We start from the raw sequence: 18,032 nt of genomic DNA on the forward strand, positions 1-18,032 counted from the left end.
CTCCCAGTAGGAACCCTCGAGGATAGAGAAGAACAGCGTCGTCGTTCACATACGCAATGGTATCGCGTTAACAGCGGATGTGATACTAATCGAGTCGGATAGCTCCAACAGTATTCGTGCGGATTCAGTCGCGATTGAAGATGTCTCGCGTGTAAACTTTCTCGACCACTGGCCGCAACTCCTCGGTGATTCGATTGGAGACGATGACATCAGATCGACGTTCGAATTCGGTGAAGTCATTGACGACTTCCGAATGGAAGAAAGATTCCTCAACGAGATTGGGTTCGTGAACGATCACCTCGATACCCTTCGCCTTAATGCGCTTCATCACCCCTTGCACTGAAGACGACCGGAAGTTGTCCGACCCAGATTTCATCGTCAGCCGATAGACGCCCACGGTCGTCGGATTTCGTCGGAGAATGTCTTCGGCAATGAAGTCCTTGCGGGTGCTGTTCGCCTGCACGACAGCCGCGATGACGTTCTGCGGAACGTCGGCGTAGTTCGCCAGCAGTTGCTTGGTGTCCTTGGGCAGGCAATAGCCGCCATAGCCGAACGACGGATTATTGTAGTGTCCGCCGATCCGTCCATCGAGGCTGACGCCCTCGATAATCTGCCGCGAGTTCAGCCCATGGGTCACTGCATAGGTGTCGAGCTCGTTGAAATAGGCAACTCGAAGAGCGAGATAGGTGTTGGCGAAGAGCTTGATTGCCTCGGCCTCCGTCGCATCGGTGAGGAGGAGCGGCGGCTCATCGTCGATCGCCCCCTCGACGAGCAGTCCAGCGAACTTCTCGCCGACGGCCGTCGTGTCGCCGACGATGATCCGCGACGGATGGAGATTGTCGTAGAGCGCACGACCTTCTCTGAGGAACTCCGGCGAGAAGATGATCAGGTCCGTGCGAAACTCGGCTTGAGCCGCTCGCGTGAACCCGACCGGGACGGTCGATTTGACGACGATCACCGACTCCGGGGCCTCGGCTCGGACGGTCCGGATCACCGATTCGACGGAGGAAGTGTCGAACTTGCCGGTCTCAGCGTCGTAGTCCGTCGGTGTCGCAATGATGATGTAGTCGACTCCTGCCACAGACGCTGACAGATCGGTCGAGGCAGTCAGGCGCAGGGAGCGATTCGTTAGGAACTCCTCGATATCGGTGTCCTCGATCGGTGAACGGCGCGCGTTGATGGCCGCCACTTTGCTCTCGTCGATGTCGACTGCAACGACATCGTTGTGCTGAGCGAGGAGGATGGCATTGGACAGACCGACGTAGCCGGTGCCGACGACGGTGATCTTCATATGTAGTCCTGACGATGGGAGGGCAGACGCAAGTGGCGATCAATCAGTGAAAAACGATCTCTTCAGAAATCGATCCTAACGCCAGCTAGGCAGTGCACCTGCGAGACCCTCCGGACTCAGGCAATCACGCAGCTCCCCTGTATGATGGAGGCAGTCAGCACTGAAGCCCTCGGACGCGAAGTCGGCGACCCGAAGTGCAGCTCCAGTGAACAGCATCGAGAGGACTCCGTTTGCCCGCGCCCCGCATCCGCGAACTGCGAACCGCGATGTGGCACCTGCGAACTGGTGGACTCGATCAACTGAGAGCGTGGCGCACTCGGCAGCGCATCCGACAGGGCGTCGGCGACGTACCGACGACGATAGCCTCGGCGAATCTCAGCGGCACCGACCTCTCAAAGCTCTTCCCACCGCTCGAAGCCGATAACAGACCCGTCGTCTTTCCCGATATCACAGCTGGAGTCATCCTCGACGAGTTCTCGATGGAAAGTTTCGGTTATGAATGGAACATCGTTCCGCTTTCGAGGGATTCGTGGGCGTTGCAACTCGATTCGATCGATTTCATATTTTTGGAATCGGCGTGGAACGGAAACTCAGGCGACTGGAAGTATCAGCTCACGGGAGAGTCCGGACTTAAACCCGACGTCGTCGAACTGCTCGCCGAATGCCGCCGCCGCGGAATCCCGACGGTTTTCTGGAACAAGGAAGATCCTCCGCACTTCACGGACTTCCTCCCCCTGGCCAAGCTCGTCGACGTCGTCTTCACCAGTGACGTGCGGTTAGTACCCCTCTATCGCGAGGAGCTAGGGCATGACCGAGTCGCTTTCCTTCCGTTCGCCGCCCAACCGGCCATTCACTCTCCTGCACGCCCCAGTCGGAACCAGGCCGCTCGCGACATTGCCTTTGCTGGCATGTACTTCGCGCACAAGTACCCAGAGCGCCGAGAGCAGATGGACCTCCTCCTCACCGCGGCCGCCGAGGTGTCGCCCCGGATGGAATACGGCTTGGAAATCTTCTCGCGCTTCCTCGGCGACGACGATCGCTATCAATTCCCGGACGAACTCGGGGACCACGTCATCGGCTCGCTTCCCTATCGGAATCTGCTCACCGCCTACAAATACTACAAAGTGTTTCTCAATGTGAATTCCGTCATCGACTCCCCGAGTATGTGCGCGAGAAGGATCTTCGAGATTACAGCGGCTGGGACCCCGGTAGTAACCACTCCGAGCGCCGCTACTCGCGCCTTTTTTCCCGACGACGAACTTCCTCAGCCTGAGACCCAGGAGGATGCCCGCAATATCCTCCGCGCATTTGTTCGAAGCAAGGAACTAAGGGACCGAACGGTGCACAAGGCACAGCGCCGAATCTGGCGGGAGCACACCTATACCCATCGTGCCCAGACGGTGATGGAATCAGTGGGGATCAAGCATCACGTCACACTCGATGCTGCGGTGTCAGCTGTAGTGTCGACCAATCGCCCGCACCTTCTCGACGAGGTCATTCGCACGCACGCGAACCAGCAGTATGCCAATCGCGAACTGGTGATCGTCGCGCACGGATTCGCGGTGCCGGCCGATCTCCGGGCTCGCGCCGCCGACGCTGGTATCGCACACTTCGAGGTGGTCTCCGTCGCCGCAGATCAGCCTTTGGGAGTATGTCTCAATCGAGGCATCGCCATCGCGTCAGGGGACATTATCGCCAAGATGGACGACGACGACCTCTACGGCGATCACTACCTCGGCGACCAACTCGCGGCACTGCGATATTCCGGCGCGGATCTCATCGGCAAGCAAGCGCACTATCTACACCTGCGCAGTCGCAACATCGTCATCTGCCGATTTCCCGAACGCGAGCACCGTTTTACCGATCTCGTCATGGGGCCGACGATTGTCGCCCGCCGCGATCTCTTCCTCTCTCACCCGTTCGCCAAGAGGACAAACGGGGAGGACACTGAAATACAGCAGCGACTCGTTGCGAACGGCGCTCGAATCTATTCAGCCGATCGGTTCAACTTCGTCCAGGTGCGAGGCGACCATCGCCACACTTGGACCGTCGATGACGATCAGCTCCTCGCCAACGGCGACGTGCATTCATTCGGATTCGCAGCTCACCACTACTTTTTCTAACCCCTCATTTCCCCTGTCTGGTGCGGACCAACTCGCGGAGGCTGTCCACCGCCCGTTCAGCTGCCCGGCCATCGCCGTACGGATTAGTAGCCGAAGCCATCGCGGAATACGCACTCTGATCGTCGAGTAACCGCGTCACCTCGGCGACGATCCTCTCAGTATCCGTGCCGATGAGCTTAACGGTTCCGGCGGACACGGCTTCTGGTCGTTCCGTATTCTCACGGAGCACGAGCACCGGCTTACCTAGGCTCGGCGCCTCTTCTTGAATGCCACCAGAGTCCGTGAGCACAACGGTGGAACGGGCAATGAGGTGGGCGAACTGCCGGTATCCGACTGGTTCGACAGATAGTACGTTGTCCAATCCATCGATATGCGGGCGAATTGTGCTCCGGACGATGGGGTTCTTGTGCGCGGGCCAAACGACGAGCAGATCCGAACGGCACAGTGCGAGGCGGCGCATCGCTCGCCCTATTGATTCCATCCTCTCGCCGAGGTTCTCCCGTCGGTGCGTGGTGACTAGGAGGACCGGGCGAGCGAGGTCGGCCAGCGCACGGAGAGTAGGATCGGCAAACTCAGTAGGCTGCTCCACCGCCCAATGCAGTGCATCAATGACTGTGTTGCCGATAACTCGGATACTCGCATCTTCGACCCCATCATGGAGGAGGTTCGCTCGAGAGATCTCGGTCGGCGCGAGGTTGAGTCGCGCAAGCTGAGAGACGAGCTTCCTGTTGGCTTCTTCTGGAAACGGAGATCTGAGATCGCCTGAGCGCAATCCGGCTTCGAGGTGGACTACGGGGATATTCTGGTTGAACGCGGCGATCGACGCGGCCATGACCGTCGTGGTGTCGCCTTGGACGAGGACCGCATCCGGGGCGAGCTCTGTCAGGACGGCATCGATCTTGTCGATTACTGACGCCGCGATTCCGTTGAGGGTCTGTCCGTGGGCCATGAGATCGAGATCGACATCGGGAAAGATTCCGAATTCGGCGTTCACCTGATCGAGCATCTCGCGGTGCTGTGCGGTCACAACAACGATCGGAGTGAGCCATTCGTCGCCAGCAAGGGATTTGATTACCGGTGCGACTTTGATTGCCTCGGGTCGGGTCCCATAGATCACCATGATGGTCGGCGAGTCAGTGCGCCGGTCAGCTCTCAAGCCGTCTCTCCTCGCGTTGACAAATTCCATTGGGATCACAACGACCTAAGAGTAGTGACCGTGCTCAAGCCTACCTTGAACCTACGAGAAACTACCTGTGGCGCGATGTTGCGAAGGCGAACTTCGGAGTACGGAGTTTGGGGTGCTCAGCCACCACAGTCGACGATCAATTCGTAGGCTTGCATCACGGTAACGATTGCTCTTGTCCGCGGATATAGGATCGAACGGACAATCGTGTTACCAACACATAGGACTACAACTTTGGAGGCCTCGACAAGGTGAATGCCGTTATCGACCGATACCGCCCTTCCGTCGCCGTCATCGGTCTCGGCTACATCGGCCTGCCGACTGCAGCCATCCTGGCCAGCACGGGCGCGGATGTCGTCGGTGTCGACATCAATCAGAACAATGTCGATGTCATCAATGCGGGCAAGGTTCCGTTCGTCGAGCCCGATATGGTAACCACCGTGGCCGGCGTCGTCTCGCAGGGATTCCTCCGGGCAACGACCGAGACGCCGCACGCTGACAACTACATCGTCGCGGTGCCGACGCCGTTCACCGACGGGCACAAGCCGGATCTCTCCTACATCGAAACTGCGGGCAAGCAGATCGCTCCGCTCCTCGAAGGCAACGAGCTCATCATCCTCGAGTCGACGTCTCCTCCCGGAGCCACCGAGTTCCTCGCCGACACGATCCTCGCCGCGCGCCCTGACCTTACTCTCAAGCCGGGGACCTCACAGTCGGTCTACTTCGCGCACTGCCCCGAACGCGTGCTGCCCGGGCGCATCATGATCGAGCTGCGGACGAACGACCGCATCGTCGGCACGCTCAACGGCAACGCCGGCGAACGCGCTCGCGACCTGTACCAGCTCTTCTGTGAGGGTGAATTCCTCATGACTGACGCGCGTACAGCCGAACTCTCCAAGCTCACCGAAAAACGCCTACCGCGACGTCAATATCGCGTTCGCCAACGAGCTGTCGATGATCGCCGACAAGCTCGACATCAACGTCTGGGAACTCATCGACCTCGCCAACCATCACCCGCGCGTCAACATCCTCCAGCCAGGCCCGGGCGTCGGCGGCCACTGCATCGCCGTCGACCCGTGGTTCATCGTCGCGACCACGCCTGAGCACTCGTCACTCATCAAGACCGCGCGCGAAGTCAATGACTCGAAGCCGCAGTTCGTCCTCGACAAGCTCCTCCCCCAGGCGAAGCGGATCAATGACGTGAAGATCGCCGCGCTCGGGCTCGCCTTCAAGCCGAACATCGATGACCTGCGCGAGAGCCCCGCTCGGCAGATCGTCAACCAGCTCTCCGACGAGCTGCCGGACGCGACGATCATGGCAGTCGAGCCGAACATCGACGAACTGCCCTCTGACCTCTCGGCGCGTGCGAACGTCACCCTCAGCGACCTCAACGAGGCACTCAAGGAAGCCGACATCGTGCTCCTGCTCGTCGACCACAACGAGTTCGCCCGCATCGATCGCACTCTGCTCGCGCAGAAGATCGTCCACGACACCCGCGGAGTCTGGAACTGATCCTGGTCACGAACAGCGGAGGCCGCCCGGTTCAGCCGGGCGGCCTCCGCTGTTGAGAAACCGGATTGCCGCTCTGGACGCGGCAGTGCCTACTTGAACGACTCGTACTCTTTGACGACGTCGTCGGTGGGGCCGTCGGCACGCAGGACGCCCTTCTCGATCCAGATCGTGCGGTTGCACGTATCGCGAATCGATCGCATCGAGTGCGACACGAGGAACACCGTTCCCGCGTTCTCACGGATCTCACGGATCCGGCCCTCACTGCGCTGCTGGAACTTCTTGTCACCCACCGCAAGCGCCTCGTCGACGATGAGGATCTCATGCTGGACAGCCGTGGCGATCGCGAACTTCAACCTCTGCGACATCCCCGAGGAGTACGTGCGCATCGGCATATCGATGAAGTCCCCGAGGCCGGTGAAGTCGACGATGTCATCGAACTTCTCCTCGACCTGCGACCGAGTCAGACCCAGCGCCAGACCACCGAGGATGATGTTGCGGGCACCGGAGAGATCCGGGATGAGCGCGGCACCGACTCCGAGGAGGTTCGGCCTCGCGCTCGCATAGACCGCGCCCTCCGAGGTCGGGGTGAGCCCGGTGATCGCACGCATGAGCGTCGACTTGCCGGAGCCGTTGCTGCCGATGACGCCGATCGACTCATTCGCGTGCGCGACGAAGCTCACGCCCTTGAGCGCATGCACCTCGCGCAGTCCGCGGGTCTTCTGCAGCAGCCCACCACCGGCGCCGAGCTTGAGTCGCTTGCCCGTGGCGAGCGTCTTGTACCGGACGTGGACGTTATCGGCGATGACGACGGGCGGGGTCGTTTCGGTCACCTCGGCGGGGACCTTCTCTGTTTCACTCATCGCGACCATACCTTTCCTCTGCCAGCCAGAAGAAGACGAAGCCGAAGGCGAAGATCGCGAACGCCCAGATCGCGAAGTAGCCGAAGTACTCATACGGGATCTCGTAGCCGTTCATGAGGATGCCGCGGCTGATCGAGAGCACCTCGTTGAGCGGGTGCCAGTCGGCGAAGGGCTGCAGCGACGGATAGGTCTTCGCGATCATCTCATTGAGAGAGAAGAAGACACCGGACGTGTAGAAGATCATCCGCGAGATGAACGGCGTGACCTGACTGAGGTCCCTGAAGTGGACGGTGATGCGCGCGAAGATGAACGCAATTCCCTGGCAGAAGATCCAGAAGAGGATGATGAGTGGGATGAAGAGCAGCCACTCCCACGACGGCCTCGCCCCATAGATCACCGCGAGAATAATCATCAGCGCCATCGTCGGCATGAAGTTGAGCAGGTTCTGCATGACCGTCGCGATCGGCAGCACGATGCGCGGGAACGGCAGGGATTGGACGAGGGAGGCGTTCGAGATGATCGACTTCGCACCGCCGTTCATCGACGAGTTGAAGAACTCGAGCATGAAGACGCCGATGACGACGAACGGCACGAAATCGTCCGGTCGCATTCCTGCGCCTCCGAGGATGACGCCGAAGATCACGCCGTAGATGATCGCCGAGAACGTCGGTCGCAGCACGACCCAGAGCATGCCGAGGCGATTGCGTTCGTTCTCACTCTGAATGCGATACCGGGCGAGCGTGAGCGTGAAGTCGCTTCGCTTCCACAGCTGCTTGATGTACGCAGGGAGCGACGGACGCCCACCCACTCTGTCGAGTCCATGCTCGGCAGCAAGCTTGGCCATGTCCATGTAGGTGAAGATTCTCTCGTCGGAAACTGGGACGGAACACAGGAAGTCTACGCGATGACCCCTGCTGGAACTCACAAGCGACTGTGAGCCTTGAAGTCGAATTCGGGGTCCTCGAGCTGCGCTCTCGTCGGCATCGGCCGATCGGCGCCGAGCACCCGCCGCGCCGCCGCCTGCATGGGCGGCCAGTTGAGCGTCTCGACCCCGATGAGCGCAGCCTCCGGCTCGGGCCCGGCGAAGTGGAACACCTGGAACTTCGTTCCGCTCGGGTCGCTGCGCTGCACCGTGTCCTGCGCATCAGGGCTGGTCAGACCGGCAGTGAAGACCTTCTCCGGACCCTGGAAGCTCCAGTGCCAGGGAACGTCGGACCACGGTGCGGGCTTGCTGGTCACAGTTCCGTCGGCGCCCGGAGTGAGGTCGTCGTCCTCGCCGAGGATGTGCTCGGCCAGGTACTTCCCATGACTCTCCGCGACCGGTTCGCACGCCCACGGATGATCGATCGCGAACCGTCCGCTGGTGATGTGGGCACAATCACCTGCCGCCCATACTCCCGGGTAGGCCGTGGCGAGGTGTTCATCGACGTCCCAGGCGAACGTCGGCACCTCACCCGGGGCCGGCCCCTCTGGGTCGGCGGAATGCTCGTCCGTCGTCGGCAGCGCCCCATTGATGGGGATGCGCACGGGCCGGGCGCCCACGCTCGTGACGAAGAGCGTGTGCTCGCCGGCCGGGATGTCCGCGTTGTCGGTGTGGTCGGTGACGAAGCGGACTCCGGCCGCCTTGTGCTTCTCGAACAGCGCCCGTCGCACCGGCGCCGAGAGCTGCCGTCGCAGTGGCTCGTCGCCCCGCAGGTACACCGTCGCCGCATGCCCGGCGGCGACTGCCGCGGTCGCGACCTCCATCCCGAGGTACCCCGAACCGAGGACACCGACGTTGAGAGGGTCGGTCGCCTCGGCGACGAAATCACGGATCCACTCCGCCTCGCCGAGGTTGTAGACCGGCAGCGCATCCGGATACCCGGGGATCTCCGGGCGGTTGGCCTCCATCCCCGTCGCGAGGATGCAGTGCGTGAAGTCGAGCGTCTCCCCCGACCCGAGGTGGACGGTGCCGGCGAGGCGCTCGGAACCGGGCTGGAAAAGGGCTTCCGTCTGGGATTCTGGAGTCGCCTCGGCGAGGGTGATCGAGACGGCCCGGTCGCGGACGAACGTGATGAGCTCACTGTCCTCGAGATGATAGGGAAGGTGGTAGCGCGAATCGTCGAAGAGGTGCTTGGACAGGGGCGGACGCTCGTACGTGTCCCCGGCCTCCGGATCGATGAGGGTGACGGACTGGCCGCGCTGGCTCAGCTCCCTGGCAGCGGTGGTTCCGGCGAGGCCGGCACCGATGATGACGATCTGTTTGCCCATGTTCCCCATGCTAGTCGGGGTTCGGGAGTCGTTTCCTCACCCGGTGAGCACGCGGGGCGGCGGGGTCATCAGCCGCATTGTCAGGGGTGCTTGGCGGGGTGCCTTGCTCGCTGCAGGCGAGGTTACGTGCGCTTCTTTCGGGCCCGCGGCTTGAGTGCCCTCTTCGTGTCGCGCCAGATCCTCTTGGCGACAATCGTCGACGAGTGCCGGTCGGACCCGCTGACGCCAGGTTCCTCGGCTCGGTCGCGTTCCTTCTGCTTGGCCAGTGCGTCGCGGACCATCTCGTCGAGGAGCTCTTCGGCTCGCTCGTTGCTCAGTCCCGGCACTGACTTGGGATCGATCCGGGGATCGGTCATCACGACTCCACTCACTCGACGTCGAGATCTCAACCGGCTGTCCATCAATTGTCGGTGTCGGTTCCGAAATTTTCAACGTTCGCGCGGTGTCAAGCTGTTGGGAGTGACTCATAACCAGCCTGACAAAGAGGAGTCACTCTTTCTCTTTTTGTCCTCTGATTCGGCTGCAACAAGATCCACCACACGTTCCGCGAGTTCAGAGTCCCACTTGTCCAAGAACTTCGGTGGATCATTGGCAAACCGTTGAACCACTTCGAACGCGAACAGCCTCGACGCGTAGTCGTCCGTCTGATTGAGGTTCTCCAAGGCCCACTCCATGAACTCGCGGAAGTCGTTCCTCACCGCTTCTTTGGCCCGTGTGCGGTTGGTACGAGCCAGCACGATCACCGTGAACAGACCGACGAACGCTGCGGCCCAAGCTCCGATAGCGGTGGCGTTGTCGCCGATGACGGTGAAGGCCAGAGCGGGATCCGCGATCACTACCGTCAGCGCCCGCACGATGAGAGCGATCAGCAGTCCAAGGATGGCCAGAATCAGGAGAACGACAACCAAGGAGAGGAGTGTGAGCACCGCATTGAACAACCACCCGCCGCCCGGGTTCGGCTCTTCCCCATCAGCTTCATCGCTCACGGGTCGATGATTTCACGGAAGAATCGAGATCAACAGTATTTCTATTTCAATTATCGAACGCTCCTCACATAACCGGCGCGGAGACCACGCATAAGGCCGGCGGAGCCGCGACAGGGCCACTTGACTGTTGGACAGTCAGGCGACTTGACGTCTCGAGCCAGCGTCTCGTTCACGCGGGAGTGCGGATAGCAGGCCGTGCTCGCGCGGCTATCCGCGCTTCCGCTTGATCGACGGTCGGGCGTGCCCGGCTCCTCACCGCTGAGTCGTTCCCGCCTCCTCCCCGGCCAGCGCCGCGTTGTGCCGGCGTGCGACGAGCACGGCGGCCGGCGGGTTGTCGCCGGTCCAGGCGGTCGCCCCGCGGATCCCGAGCTTCGTCGGATCGAAGACGGGGTCGAGGCCCATCCTCTTCTGCGCCGTGTAGTCGCGCAGCACCTTCGCCACGAGCGGGGCGAGGAAGACGAGGCAGATCATGTTGATCCAGCCCAGCGAGCCGTACCCGATGTCGCCGATGCCCCAGATGAGATCGGCCGGGGCGACCGCAGAGACGAAGGCGATGACGATCATGACGCCCTGGATGAGTCGCTTGACCACGCCCAGACGCTTCCCGTCGAAGAGGTAGGCCGCCGCCGAGGTGGCGATGTAGTTGAACGCGATGAGCGTCGTGAACGCGAAGAGGAAGAGCGCGAGCGCGACGAAGACCGGACCGAACCCGGGGAAGACCGAGTCGAGGGCGATCTGCGTGTTCTCGGTGCCCGGCTCGAGACCGGGGAGGTGTTCGACGAGCGTGCGCCCCGCCTCGGTGATGACGTTGTAGCTGTCGGTCATGAGGATCATCACCCCCGTCGCCGTGCACACGAGGACCGTGTCGACGTAGATCGAGAACGCCTGGACGATCCCCTGCTTCGCCGGGTGGGATACGGACGCCGCCGCCGAGGCGTAGGTGCCCTCACCGACGCCGGCGACGTTGGAGAACACGGCCCGGCGCACACCCCACGCGATCGCCGCGCCGATGATCCCGCCGAAGACCTCGTTGACGCCGAAGGCCGAGGAGAAGACGAGCGCGAGGACGGCAGGGACCTGATCGAGGTTGACGCAGATGACGACGATCGCCAGCAGGATGTAGCCGGCGGCCATGAACGGCACCGCCTTGTCCGCGACCGCGGTGATCCGCTTCGTCCCGCCGATGACGATGATGCCGAAGAGGGCGGCGACGATCAGTCCGGTCACCCACTCCGGTGCCCCGAACGCGACATTGGCGCTGTTGGCGATGTTGAACGTCTGCACCCCGGGTGCGAGCACCGCGTAGAGGATCATCGTCGCGACCGCGGCGATGACGGCCAGCCACTTCTGGCCCAGCCCCTTCTCGATGTAATAGGGGATGCCGCCGCGGTACTCGCCGTCGACCTTGCGCTTGAACACCTGCGCGAGCGTCGACTCCGCGAACGCCGTCGCCCCGCCGAGGATGCCCATGACGATCATCCAGAACAGGGCTCCGGGGCCGGCGACGGCGATCGCCGTGGCGACGCCGGCGATGTTGCCGACGCCGACGCGACTCGAGAGGGTGAGCGCGAGTGCCTGGAAGCTCGAGATCCCTCCGTCCTCCCCGCCCGAACTCTCCTTGAGGATCGTCACGAGGTCGGGAAGCCTGCGGATCTGCACGGCGCCGGTCCAGATCGTGTAGAGCAGTCCGAGACCGAGGGCCATATAGGCCATGGGGTTCCAGATTCCTGTGTTGATGGTGCCGATGAGCTCAAGCAGCTCGTCCATTTGTCGACTCCTTTGTGACATAGACCTCTTTTGTGTACCATTGCACAGTAACATGTCACACAGTAGTGGCACAGCCCCGGAGGAATCCGGGCCGAACGAAAGGGAAGCCCATGTCGGAGAAGAAGCCCTGGCACGGAGTCATCGTCGCCACCGCCCTGCCATTCACCGAGGACTACGCCGTCGACTACGACGCCTTCGCCGATCACGTCGCCTGGCTCGCCGCCAACGGCTGCGACGGCGTGGCCCCCAACGGCTCGCTCGGTGAGTACCAGACGCTCTCGGACGTCGAACGCGCCCAGGTCATCACGACCGCCGTCGAGGCCGCACCCGCCGGATTCCACGTCATGGCCGGCACCGGCGCCTACGGGGCCCTCCAGTCCGCGCACTGGGCGGAGCAGGCAGCGAACGCGGGAGCCACCTCGGTGATGCAGCTGCCCCCGAACACCTACCGAGCCGATTGGGAGATCGTCAAGGACCACTACGCGACCGTCGCCTCCGTCGGTCTGCCCGTCGTCGGCTACAACAACCCCATCGACACGAAGGTCGACCTCGTCCCCGAGCTCATCGCCGAGATCCACGCGGCCGGAAACATGGTCGGGGTCAAGGAGTTCTCCGGCGACCCGCGCCGGATCTACGAGATCACCGAGCTCGCGCCGACGCTGGACATCCTCATCGGCACCGACGACACCGTCCTCGAGGTCGGGCTCGCCGGCGCCGTCGGCTGGGTGTCGGGCTACCCGAACGCGATCCCCCGCGCCTGCATCGAACTCTTCGAGCTCTGCACCTCCGGCGACACCGCCGACCTCGTCCGCGCCCAGGAGATCTACCGCGACCTCCACTCCCTGCTGCGCTGGGACTCGAAGACCGAATTCGTCCAGGCGATCAAGCTCTCGATGGACGTCCTCGGCCTGCGCGGCGGCATCTGCCGGCCCCCGCGTCTGCCCCTGTCCCAGCCGCTCGTCGACCGCATCGTCGCAGACACCCAGGCCGCCGCGGACAAGGGGTACGCCACCGAGACCAGGCCCGCCGTCGCCGCCGTCTGAGCCCGGCAGTATTCTGACCGGGACGACCAGTCGGCAACGAGGTCGCCCCGGTCATTCAATGAGGAGGACACCATGCGCACGTCACGCGTCTATCACGCCGTCGACTCCCACACCGAGGGGATGCCCACCCGCGTCATCACCGGCGGGGTCGGCGAGCTGCCCGGGGCGACGATGGCCGAGCGCCGGACGTGGTTCATCGAGAACTCCGACGACGTCCGCACCCTGCTCATGACCGAACCCCGCGGGCACGCGTCGATGTCCGGGGCGATCCTTCAGCCGCCCACCCGCCCCGACGCGGACTGGGGCGTCCTCTTCATCGAGGTCTCCGGGTGCCTGCCGATGTGCGGCCACGGAACGATCGGCGTCGCCACCGTCCTCGTCGAGACCGGTATGGTCGAGGTGCACGAACCCGTGACCACCGTGCGTCTCGACACCCCCGCCGGGCTCGTCATCGCCGAGGTGGCCGTCAGTGACGGTCATGCAGATTCCGTGACGATCACGAACGTCCCCGCGTTCGTCGACCGCCTCGGCGCCGAGGTGGACGTCCCCGGACTCGGGACCGTGACCTACGATCTCGCGTTCGGGGGCAACTTCTATGCGATCGTCGACGTCGCCGACCTCGGCCTCGAGTTCAGGGAGGATCGGAGCAACAAGGACGACCTCCTCGGCGCGGGCCTGGCGATCATGGACGCGATCAATGCCGCGGACGAACCTGTCCATCCGGAACGGCCCGACATCGTCGGCTGCCACCATGTCTACCTCAAGGCCCCCGGGTCGACGGCCGCACGGTCCCGGCATGCGATGGCGATCCATCCGGGCTGGTTCGACCGGTCCCCGTGCGGGACGGGCACGAGCGCGCGGATGGCTCAGCTCCACGCCCGCGGCGAGCTGACTTTGGAGACGGACTTCGTCAACGAGTCCTACATCGGCTCCCGGTTCGTCGGCCGCCTCGTCGCCGAGACGACCGTCGCGGGTCGGCCCGCCGTCGTGCCCACCGTCCAGGGGCGGGCGTGGGTGACGGGCACGGCACAGTACGTTCTTGATCCGAGCGATCCCTTCCCGGCGGGATTCCTGCTATGAGTATCCTCATAGGCAGCCCACGAAAGGAATCCCCCATGGCCTCCCTCCCCCGCCTCGACCGTCCCCAGAACCTGCGCCAGTCCGTGCTCAACAGCCTGCGAACGGCCATCATCACCGGTGAGCTCGCCGAAGGGCAGCTTGTCTCCGCACCGGTCCTCGGCGAACAGCTCGGGGTCTCGGCGACCCCGGTCCGCGAGGCGATGATGGACCTCTCCCGCGAGGGTCTCGTCGAGACCGTGAAGAACAAGGGATTCCGGGTCACGACGATGACGGAGAAGGACCTCGACGACCTCGCCCAGATCCGCCTCCTCGTTGAACCCCCGGTCATGCACGCGGTGGCCGCGAACATCACCGAGGAGGCCTTCCCCGAGCTCATGCGCATCGCCGATGCGTGCACCCGCGGTGCCGCCGAGGAGGACCTCACCGCCTACCTCGCCAACGACCGGGAGTTCCACGCCCAGGTGCTCGCCTTCGCCGACAATCCGCAGCTCACGGAGCTCGCGACCTCGCTGCGCCAGCGCACCCGCCTCTACGGCATCGCGGGTCTTGCCAAGGAGGGCAAGCTCGTCGACTCCGCCCGGGAGCACCATGAGCTCATCCGGCTGCTGCGCGACCGCGACGGGGCCGGCGCCGAGGCGCTCCTGCGCGCCCACATCGGCCATGCCCGCTCGATCTGGGCGACCGGGACCACCGAGGCGGCCGGTTCGGAGGCGGCCGATTCAGAGGCGGCCGGCGCGACGGGGTCCCCCGAGTCGGCTGAAACGCACGGGTCGGCCGCGGCGGGCGGTTCGGGGGCGACATGACGGGTGAGGGCACATGAGCGCGGCGCGGACCACCTCGGCGCGGACCACCGACGTCATCGTCATCGGCGCCGGCATCGTCGGCTGCGCGGTCGCCTACTTCGCGACAGCAGCGGGCCTGAGCGTCACCGTCATCGACCGCGACCTGCCCGCCTCGGGAACGTCGTCGCGCTGCGAGGGCAACCTCCTCGTCTCCGACAAGGAGCTCGGCCCCGAACTCGCCCTCACCCAGTACTCGCTGGGGCTGTGGACGGGCGAACTCGCCGAATTCGCCGCCCGCTGGGAGTTCGAAGCCAAGGGCGGGATCATCGTCGCCTCCCGGGAGTCCAGTGTCGCCTCGCTGAACAGGGTCACCCGCGCCCAGCGATCCTTCGGCATCAACGCGATCGCCCTCGACCCCGACCAGCTGCGCGAGCGCGAACCCCACATCACTCCGGCCGCACTCGGGGCCGCATACTATCCCGAGGACTCCCAGGTCCAGCCGATGCTCGCCGCCGGGCATCTCCTCGCCCTCGCCGTCGACCGCGGGGCCACCGTCGTCACTGGCGCCCCCGTCACCGAGGTGGTCCGCACCGGCGACCGGATCACCGGAGTCCGCACCCGGCCGGGGACTTCGCCGCCGCCCACATCGTCAACGCCGCCGGCACCTGGGCCCCCGAGGTGGCCGCCCTCGCCCACGTCGACGTGCCCGTCCTGCCGCGTCGCGGCTTCGTCATGGTCACCGAACCGCTGCCGCCGATGATCGGCCACAAGGTCTACGCCGCCGAGTACATCGACAACGTCGGCTCCTCGAGCGACGGCCTCCAGGCGAGCCCCGTCGTCGAGGGCACCCCGGCCGGCACGATCCTCATCGGCTCGAGCCGGGAGCGCGTCGGCTTCGATACGACCGTGAGCACGGCGGCGCTCGGCCTCATCGCCCGCAACGCCGCCGCGCTCTTCCCGTTCCTCGCGACCACCCGCATCCTGCGCCACTACCACGGCTTCCGTCCGTACAGCCCCGACCATCTGCCCGTCATCGGCCCCGATCCCCGGGCGCCGGGGCTCTGGCACGCGTGCGGTCACGAAGGCGCGGGCATCGGGCTGTCGGTGGGCACGGGCAAACTGCTCGCCCAGGCGATGACCGGCGCCGAGGCGGACCTCGACCTCACACCGTTCGCCCCGGAGCGCTTCGCAGCGGGGCCACCGGCGACTGAGCCAGCGCCGGCCGCCGCGACCACGATCCCCCAGGAGGAAACAGCATGAGCGAGACCGTCACCGCGCGCTTCGACGACGCGCCGCTCACCGCCCCGGCCGGAGCGAGTGTTGCCGCCGCGCTCCTCGCCTCCGGTCGCACGAGCTGGCGGACGACCCGCACCGGCCGGCAGCGCGGGCTGTTCTGCGGGATCGGAGTGTGCTTCGACTGCCTCGTCGAGATCGACGGGCAGACCGGGCAGCGCGCGTGCCTGGTCACGCTCGCCGACGGGATGGACGTCCGCAGCCACCGCGGTGCCGGCGAGGCCGGTGCGGCGGGAGCCAGTGGGGCGGGAGCCAGTGGGGCGGGAGCCCATGAGACCGGTGGGGCGGCTGTCGGAGGCGAGCGCTCATGAGTGTCCCGACCGTCGACCTCGTCATCATCGGCGCAGGTCCCGCCGCCTCGCCGCCGCCGAGGCCGCACTCCATGAGCTCGCCGCGGAACCGCGCTTCGTCTCGACCCGACGCAGTGCGGGAGCGGGTCAGCGTGGGGACGGTTCAGGCCCGCGCATCGTCGTCATCGATTCCGCTGACCAGCCCGGCGGCCAGTTCTGGCGCCACCGCACGGAGACCGCCGGCACCGACGACGGTCGCCTTCACCACGGATGGGACGACTACCTCGCCCTGCGGGCCGGGTTCGATGCGGGCATCGCCGCTGGCATCATCGACTATCGGCCGGCCACCTCGGTGTGGATGGTCGAGGCACCACCCGACCGGACACGCGCCGGGTTCACCGTCTGCACGACCCCGAGCCACGGCCCCACCGCCTCGGAGCCCGGCGACCGGTCCCCCGTTCTGCACGCCCGCCGCCTCATCATCGCCACCGGCGGCTACGACCGGCAGCTGCCGATCCCCGGGTGGGATCTGCCCGGAGTCATGGCCGCCGGCGGCATCCAGGGGTTCGCGAAGCAGAACGGGATGCTGCCGGGTTCGCGCTTCGTCATCGCCGGCACCGGACCGTTCCTCCTGCCCGTCGCCGCGAACATCACCGACCTCGGCGGCGACGTCGCGCCGTCCTCGAATCCTCGTCCCTCACCGGCTGGCTGGCTCACGCCCACCGGGCGGCCGGGGTCCCCGCCAAAGCGCTCGAGGGAGCCGAGTACGCGTGGGCCTTCCTCCGCCACCGCATCCCCTATCGGACGCGCACGGTCGTCACCGAGATCCTCGGCGACGGCCGGGTCGAGGCGGTGACCACGGCTCGGATCGACCGCCTCGGCGCGGTCGTCCCCGGCACCGAGGCGACGCTTGAGAACATCGACGCTGTCGGTCTGGGCTGGGGGTTCACTCCGCAGCTCGAGCTGCCGGTCGCGCTCGGGGCGCGCACTCGCGTCGACGTCGACGGCTCGCTCGTCGCCGTCGTCGACGAGTCCCAGCGGTCGTCGGTGCCCGGGCTCTTCCTCGCCGGTGAGGTCACCGGGGTCGGGGGTGCCGTGCTCGCCGCGGCCGAGGGGCGCCTCGCCGGTGCCCAGGCCGCCGCCGAGATCACCGGTGCGTCCCCCGATGACCGGACCGCGGCTCACCCGCGGGCGTTCGACCGGACCGCGACGAGGCGGACGATCGCCCGGCACCGTGCGTTCGCCGAGGCGATGCATCGCGCCCACCCCGTGCCGCCGGGCTGGACGGACCGGCTCACCCGGGAGACGATCGTGTGCCGGTGCGAGGAGGTGCCGGCCGCGACCATCGCCGAGGCGAGCACCACCCTCGAAGCCGACGACGCCAGGGCGCAGAAGAACATGACCGCGCGGGCATGGGCTGGTGCCAGGGACGCGAATGCGGATTCGCCGTCACGTGCCTCGCCACGGGTGCTCCCGACCGCGCCGAATCCTCGTCCCTGCACGCCTCCCTCGCCCAGACGATGAAGAGACCCGTCGCCCAACCCGTGCCGCTCTCGACGTTCTTCGACCTGT

General features: G+C 65.0%; 17 protein-coding genes and 1 pseudogene. 10 read left to right on the plus strand and 8 right to left on the minus strand.

What is annotated here, in order from left to right:
* Window positions 1-124: 124 nt before the first annotated feature.
* A complete protein-coding gene (locus AC2W7K_RS05775; protein WP_486005853.1) occupies window positions 125-1,291 on the minus strand; it encodes a nucleotide sugar dehydrogenase in 1,167 nt (388 codons plus the stop codon).
* A 230-nt stretch (window positions 1,292-1,521) separates the two neighbouring features.
* Between AC2W7K_RS05775 and AC2W7K_RS05780 the strand changes: the two genes are divergently transcribed.
* Complete coding sequence (locus AC2W7K_RS05780) at window positions 1,522-3,414, plus strand: glycosyltransferase family protein (protein WP_486005854.1); 1,893 nt, start codon at window positions 1,522-1,524, stop codon at window positions 3,412-3,414.
* A 4-nt stretch (window positions 3,415-3,418) separates the two neighbouring features.
* Here the strand turns inward: AC2W7K_RS05780 and wecB are convergent, their stop codons facing one another.
* Window positions 3,419-4,600: a non-hydrolyzing UDP-N-acetylglucosamine 2-epimerase gene (gene wecB, locus AC2W7K_RS05785; protein WP_486005855.1), complete on the minus strand. Its 1,182-nt coding sequence runs from the start codon at window positions 4,598-4,600 to the stop codon at window positions 3,419-3,421.
* 260 nt (window positions 4,601-4,860) lie between these two features.
* Here wecB and wecC point away from each other — a divergent pair.
* Window positions 4,861-6,109, plus strand: a pseudogene (wecC, locus tag AC2W7K_RS05790) (UDP-N-acetyl-D-mannosamine dehydrogenase).
* Between the two features lie 89 nt (window positions 6,110-6,198).
* Here wecC and AC2W7K_RS05795 read toward each other — a convergent pair.
* The 6 genes from AC2W7K_RS05795 to AC2W7K_RS05820 form a co-directional block, all read right to left on the minus strand.
* A complete protein-coding gene (locus AC2W7K_RS05795) occupies window positions 6,199-6,969 on the minus strand; it encodes an ABC transporter ATP-binding protein (protein WP_486005856.1) in 771 nt (256 codons plus the stop codon).
* Window positions 6,962-7,819 (minus strand): ABC transporter permease, encoded by an 858-nt coding sequence (locus tag AC2W7K_RS05800; RefSeq protein ID WP_486005857.1) that lies wholly within the window; start codon window positions 7,817-7,819, stop codon window positions 6,962-6,964. Before AC2W7K_RS05800 ends, AC2W7K_RS05795 begins: the two co-directional genes overlap by 8 nt.
* Before the next feature lie 71 nt (window positions 7,820-7,890).
* Entirely contained in the window at window positions 7,891-9,219 is a 1,329-nt protein-coding gene (locus AC2W7K_RS05805) for an FAD-dependent oxidoreductase (RefSeq protein ID WP_486005858.1), read from the minus strand.
* Between the two features lie 122 nt (window positions 9,220-9,341).
* The gene (locus tag AC2W7K_RS05810) at window positions 9,342-9,575 is read right to left on the minus strand and encodes a hypothetical protein (RefSeq protein WP_198500418.1); all 234 of its coding nucleotides are present in this window, start codon (window positions 9,573-9,575) and stop codon (window positions 9,342-9,344) included.
* Between the two features lie 108 nt (window positions 9,576-9,683).
* Window positions 9,684-10,205 carry a hypothetical protein gene (locus tag AC2W7K_RS05815; protein ID WP_198500417.1) on the minus strand — a complete coding sequence of 174 codons (522 nt, stop codon included), beginning with the start codon at window positions 10,203-10,205 and terminating at the stop codon, window positions 9,684-9,686.
* Window positions 10,206-10,457: 252 nt separating this feature from the next.
* Window positions 10,458-11,972 carry an alanine/glycine:cation symporter family protein gene (locus AC2W7K_RS05820; protein ID WP_198500416.1) on the minus strand — a complete coding sequence of 505 codons (1,515 nt, stop codon included), beginning with the start codon at window positions 11,970-11,972 and terminating at the stop codon, window positions 10,458-10,460.
* Window positions 11,973-12,082: 110 nt separating this feature from the next.
* On the opposite strand from AC2W7K_RS05820, the gene AC2W7K_RS05825 reads away from it, so the two are divergent.
* The 8 genes from AC2W7K_RS05825 to AC2W7K_RS05860 all read left to right on the plus strand — a co-directional run bounded on the left by AC2W7K_RS05825 (window position 12,083) and on the right by AC2W7K_RS05860 (window position 17,984).
* Window positions 12,083-13,015, plus strand: a complete 933-nt coding sequence (locus AC2W7K_RS05825) for a dihydrodipicolinate synthase family protein (protein ID WP_198500415.1) — start codon at window positions 12,083-12,085, stop codon at window positions 13,013-13,015.
* Between the two features lie 72 nt (window positions 13,016-13,087).
* Entirely contained in the window at window positions 13,088-14,095 is a 1,008-nt protein-coding gene (locus AC2W7K_RS05830) for a proline racemase family protein (protein ID WP_198500414.1), read from the plus strand.
* Window positions 14,096-14,130: 35 nt separating this feature from the next.
* A complete protein-coding gene (locus tag AC2W7K_RS05835) occupies window positions 14,131-14,898 on the plus strand; it encodes a GntR family transcriptional regulator (RefSeq protein ID WP_198500413.1) in 768 nt (255 codons plus the stop codon).
* Between the two features lie 13 nt (window positions 14,899-14,911).
* On the plus strand, window positions 14,912-15,637 hold the full coding sequence (locus AC2W7K_RS05840) for an NAD(P)/FAD-dependent oxidoreductase (protein WP_486005859.1): 726 nt from the start codon (window positions 14,912-14,914) through the stop codon (window positions 15,635-15,637).
* The gene (locus tag AC2W7K_RS05845) at window positions 15,556-16,137 is read left to right on the plus strand and encodes an NAD(P)/FAD-dependent oxidoreductase (RefSeq protein WP_486005860.1); all 582 of its coding nucleotides are present in this window, start codon (window positions 15,556-15,558) and stop codon (window positions 16,135-16,137) included. The genes AC2W7K_RS05840 and AC2W7K_RS05845 overlap by 82 nt, the downstream gene beginning before the upstream one ends.
* The gene (locus AC2W7K_RS05850; RefSeq protein WP_198500412.1) at window positions 16,134-16,481 is read left to right on the plus strand and encodes a 2Fe-2S iron-sulfur cluster-binding protein; all 348 of its coding nucleotides are present in this window, start codon (window positions 16,134-16,136) and stop codon (window positions 16,479-16,481) included. The genes AC2W7K_RS05845 and AC2W7K_RS05850 overlap by 4 nt, the downstream gene beginning before the upstream one ends.
* The gene (locus AC2W7K_RS05855) at window positions 16,441-17,316 is read left to right on the plus strand and encodes an NAD(P)/FAD-dependent oxidoreductase (protein WP_486005861.1); all 876 of its coding nucleotides are present in this window, start codon (window positions 16,441-16,443) and stop codon (window positions 17,314-17,316) included. Before AC2W7K_RS05850 ends, AC2W7K_RS05855 begins: the two co-directional genes overlap by 41 nt.
* Entirely contained in the window at window positions 17,313-17,984 is a 672-nt protein-coding gene (locus tag AC2W7K_RS05860) for an FAD-dependent oxidoreductase (protein WP_486005862.1), read from the plus strand. The genes AC2W7K_RS05855 and AC2W7K_RS05860 overlap by 4 nt, the downstream gene beginning before the upstream one ends.
* Window positions 17,985-18,032 lie beyond the last annotated feature (48 nt).

This window comes from Brevibacterium sp. LAARM2_SD2 (assembly GCF_057364785.1).

What these genes read in the sequence shown, in the direction of transcription:
- wecB (WP_486005855.1), bottom strand. Translation starts at nt 4,600, where the DNA reads ATGGAATTTGTCAACGCGAGGAGAGACGGCTTGAGAGCTGACCGGCGC.
- AC2W7K_RS05850 (WP_198500412.1), top strand. Translation starts at nt 16,134, where the DNA reads ATGAGCGAGACCGTCACCGCGCGCTTCGACGACGCGCCGCTCACCGCC.
- AC2W7K_RS05820 (WP_198500416.1), bottom strand. Translation starts at nt 11,972, where the DNA reads ATGGACGAGCTGCTTGAGCTCATCGGCACCATCAACACAGGAATCTGG.
- AC2W7K_RS05775 (WP_486005853.1), bottom strand. Translation starts at nt 1,291, where the DNA reads ATGAAGATCACCGTCGTCGGCACCGGCTACGTCGGTCTGTCCAATGCC.
- AC2W7K_RS05830 (WP_198500414.1), top strand. Translation starts at nt 13,088, where the DNA reads ATGCGCACGTCACGCGTCTATCACGCCGTCGACTCCCACACCGAGGGG.
- AC2W7K_RS05825 (WP_198500415.1), top strand. Translation starts at nt 12,083, where the DNA reads ATGTCGGAGAAGAAGCCCTGGCACGGAGTCATCGTCGCCACCGCCCTG.
- AC2W7K_RS05795 (WP_486005856.1), bottom strand. Translation starts at nt 6,969, where the DNA reads ATGAGTGAAACAGAGAAGGTCCCCGCCGAGGTGACCGAAACGACCCCG.
- AC2W7K_RS05810 (WP_198500418.1), bottom strand. Translation starts at nt 9,575, where the DNA reads ATGACCGATCCCCGGATCGATCCCAAGTCAGTGCCGGGACTGAGCAAC.
- AC2W7K_RS05835 (WP_198500413.1), top strand. Translation starts at nt 14,131, where the DNA reads ATGGCCTCCCTCCCCCGCCTCGACCGTCCCCAGAACCTGCGCCAGTCC.
- AC2W7K_RS05805 (WP_486005858.1), bottom strand. Translation starts at nt 9,219, where the DNA reads ATGGGCAAACAGATCGTCATCATCGGTGCCGGCCTCGCCGGAACCACC.
- AC2W7K_RS05855 (WP_486005861.1), top strand. Translation starts at nt 16,441, where the DNA reads ATGAGACCGGTGGGGCGGCTGTCGGAGGCGAGCGCTCATGAGTGTCCC.
- AC2W7K_RS05800 (WP_486005857.1), bottom strand. Translation starts at nt 7,819, where the DNA reads ATGGACATGGCCAAGCTTGCTGCCGAGCATGGACTCGACAGAGTGGGT.
- AC2W7K_RS05840 (WP_486005859.1), top strand. Translation starts at nt 14,912, where the DNA reads ATGAGCGCGGCGCGGACCACCTCGGCGCGGACCACCGACGTCATCGTC.